This is a genomic window from Rhodothermales bacterium, from assembly GCA_039944855.1.
Classification (GTDB): Bacteria; Bacteroidota; Rhodothermia; order Rhodothermales; family JANQRZ01; genus JBBSMX01.
The window spans coordinates 1-3,768 of record JBDUXZ010000006.1; the positions used below are offsets into that span (position 1 = coordinate 1).

The following is a 3,768-nucleotide window of genomic DNA, read 5'->3' on the forward strand; positions in this document are numbered from 1 at the left end:
TGCCGGCGAAGCACTCGGCCTCGGGCTGGGTCGTCTCGACGACGGTGTTCGAGGCGTCGGTGGGGTCCTCGGCGAGCATCGACATCGCCCCGCCGAAGGGGGTGATCTCGTAGTCGATGTCCTCCTCGAACGTGATCGGCAGCGAAATGCCACCACCACCCTGCGCTTCGACGTCACCTTCTTCAATAGCGAGGAGCTGGTAGCCCACAGCCGGGTCGGCCGAGCTGAACTGGCCAACAACGCCTTCGAAGGTGAACGCGCCGTCCGGGATCGGAAGGCCGTCCACATCGGAGTCGTTGGCACCCACGACGCGGAGGATGGTGAGCCCCGTTTCGTCGGACGCGTCGTAGTTCGTCGAGGCCGCGAAGACGCCCATGGACGGCGTCGTGAGGTCGTCGATTTCGACGAGCTCGGCTTCGTAGTTCTCCCCGTTATTGAGGAGATCGAGGACCGAGATCATCTGCGGCTCGACTTCCTCGCCTTGCCCGAGAATCTCGAAGCTCGCGAGGTCCCCCCCGTTGATCTGGAGGAGCGAGTTGAACTGCGAGAGCGTGCCGGTCACCCGGATGTTGGTGCCTTCCGTGATCGTACCAGCGGCGACGGCGTCGAAGAACGCGCCGGTCGTCTGGCGGATCGTGAGGCCGGCCGTGTCATCCTGGAAGTAGGAGAACGCGCCCTTGGCCCGGCTGACTGTGCCGTTGACCGTCACCATCGCGCCCGAGCCGGCGGCCCGTGCTTCAGCGATGGTCATATCCTCGACCATCTCTACGGTCACATCGACGTTGTCGAGGAGGAAGTCGTCTCCGTCGTCGTTGATGTGGCCGAAGGCGATGTAGACCGACTCGCCGGCGAAGGCGGAGAGGTCGATCTCGAACGTCGCCGCTCCATCGGTGGCCGTCGGGAAGTCGTCCTCGTTGTAGGTCTCGAGGACGGTGTAGTTCTCGATGCCGGTCTGAGCCGTGGTCGAGATCAGCACCTGGAAGGTGGATCCGAAATCGGCGAAGCCGAAGGTCTCGGCGGCGTCGAAGGAGAGCGTGGTGCCCATCTCGACGTCGAACTGCGGCGTGGCGAGGTAGTCCTCGGCGGGGTCGCCGCCATCGTCCACGTTCTGGAACTGGCTGCGGGCGACGTTGCCGAGGGTCGAGTTGTTGAAGACCGCCCACTGCCGGTCGCCGATGCCGTTGTCGAAGCGGGCCCAACCCTCGGGGATCTCGCCGATGGCGGTGTCCTCGAAGTCCTCGGGGAAGATGTCCCCGCCGCTGCCGCCACCTACTTCGATGGCTGCAGAGATGAAGACGACGTCTTCATCCGCGTCGTTCGTGCTGAGCACGAGGATGTCGGAGTAGCTGCCGTCCGAGAGCGGCGGCTCGCCACCGAAGTTGTCGCCGGAGGCATCGACCGTCACCATCACGTCCTGGGACATGCCGGGCGCGATGACGCCGCTCGACGGCTCGACGCCGGTGATGAACTGGCTCGACTGCGTGAAGAGGACGGCGAGGCCGTTGACCGCGTACGCTTCGTTACGCGAGATCTGGAGGCCGTCGGTGCCGTCCGCATTCTCGATGCCGATCGAGGCCGAGAGCGTCGTGGACTGCAGGTCCTCGTACTGGTACTTGATGTTGCCGTTGGGGTAGAGCAGCACCTGGAAGGTGTTGAGCTGCCCGTTGTTGCCGAACTTCTCGACCTGGTCGAACTGCACGACGAAGACCTGTTCGTCGTCCGCACCCACGGCCTCGTAGAAGATCTGGCCGCCGTCGGTCATATCCGTGTTGGCACGGAGGTCGAAGTCGTCCCACAGCGGGGCGATGATGCCGCCGTTGGGGAGGCCGACATCCGGCATCACGTCGTTCGTGAAGCCACAGCCGGGGGGCGCTTTCGTGTCGTTGAAGTTGAGGTGGCCGTTGGTGTTGATGTACACCTGGTCGTAGCCGGCCCCGTAGAACTCGAACGTGAAGGGGAGATCGACGAGGGCGTAGCCTTCGTCGCCGCCGGCGGCGATGCCGCAGCCGAGGGCCTCGACCGTGGCTTCATCGACCAGCGTGCCGGTGTCCGAGATGTCAATGAAGTCGTAAGCAGGGCCACCTTCTTCATCGGAGTCGATCGCGACGTAGCCGAAGGCGTCCGGCCCGGCAACGCGGTACTGCGCCATCGTGCTCTGGTCGCGGCCGTAGACGCGGGGCTCGACGCCCTTCGCCTGCTCGGAGCTAACCTCGAAGCGACGGCTGTTGACGTTGACGCCGCGGCTTAGGAGCTCCTGGATCCGCCGCTGGACAGCGAACGCGGGGAAGGAGAAGATGAGGTCCGCCGTGCCTTCGTTGGAGATCGTCAGCGTCTCGGTGTCGCTCCCGCCGGAGGGCACGTCGAACATCAGCGAACTCGGGCTCAGGGCGAGCTCGGGCTCAAGGACGACGCCTGCGCTCGTGCCGGAGAGCACGAAGTTGTAGTCGAAGCCAGCAGTGACGATCGTGTTGAGCGCGTTCCAGCCGGGTGCGGGGAAGCCGAAGCCACCGCCGGGGTTGATGGCTGTGGCGCTCTCGCCGGCACCGCCTTCGGCGTCGGCATTGTCGTTGCGGAACCAGTTCCACCGGCGGATATCGACCGGGTCACCGTCGTCGGCGGTCGTGTCGAAGTTGAGGCTGCCTGCGCACTGGACGGAGAGCCAGTAGCTCCCGGACTCGAGCGTCGTCGCAGGGACGCTGAAGGTGAGGGCGCCGAGGTCATCCGAGGCCGGGGCAACGTCTTCGTAGAGGAAGAGCGGGGTGCCCGGCTCGGCGTCGCCCGGGCTCCAGAAGCCGATGTCGGCGGTGAGGCACTGGGGTGCGCCCGCGGGGTTCGGGTTCGGGCTCAGGCTGTAGAACCCGTCCGCGAAGACCTGCAGGACCGTCCACGTGACACCCTCAGGCACGACGAAGTCGTCGGCGTTGTTGATGTCGAAGGCGGGCGTGTCGACGTTCACCTGCGAGACGAGCCCGCTGGTAAGGTCATCGCTCTGGTCGAATAGGATTTCGAGCTCGCCGCGGAAAGCTGGGGTCGCGGAGGGCGTTGGTCCCGTCGCTGTAAATGACTGCGCGGTAGCGGTCGTCAGCCAGCCGGTGCCGGCCAGGACGAACGCTAGCGCGAGCACGTAGCGTAGGTAAGTAACAGGTCTCATGAGAGCCTCTGAAGCGGTTGGTGAAGGGATGGTAGAGGTCGAGCGGGAGTCCGTACTGCTGGGAAGAGCCAGCACGGGTGGGTGCTCGTGACGCGAAGCACCCCGTTGGCGTAGCGGGAGAGCGAGGCGGTGATGTAGCCGGTGACGCGGCGTGACGCCTGCACTCTCGATCCCCATATGTGTCTGGACGGCGAAATGATGAGGTCCTGTGTTGGGCTGTGTGTGATCAGCGGTCCGTCCAGTGAGGGGACCTAGATTTACGCAAACGCGATGAAAATTGCAACCTCCGCGTGTCGAAAGTTCGTCGCTCCGGCTCCGGGGCACCTCTTGTGTTACATCCATATGGGCACAGCGCACCGGCGCGCCCGAGCAGCGGCGTAAACGCAGCGGCGCCCTCCCCCGCGAAGGGGGAGGGCGCCGCCGGCTCCACGGCCGAGGCCGCGGGAGCCTAGCCCTCGCGGGCTGCCTACCGAGGCGCTAGCGCACGAGCGACACCTTCATCGTCTTCGCGTAGCTCCCCGCCTGGATCCGGTAGAGGTACACCCCGGAGGCGAGCGAGCGCGCGTCCCACTGCGCCTCGTAGCGCCCGGCCGCCTGCTCGGCGTCCACCAGCGTCG

At 65.6% G+C, this 3,768-nt stretch carries 1 protein-coding gene; it reads right to left on the minus strand.

The window, feature by feature from the left end; genetic code table 11:
- Positions 1-3,151 (minus strand): choice-of-anchor J domain-containing protein (locus ABJF88_05285; GenBank protein MEP0546325.1); only part of this gene is annotated, 3,151 nt, incomplete at its 3' end.
- Positions 3,152-3,768 lie beyond the last annotated feature (617 nt).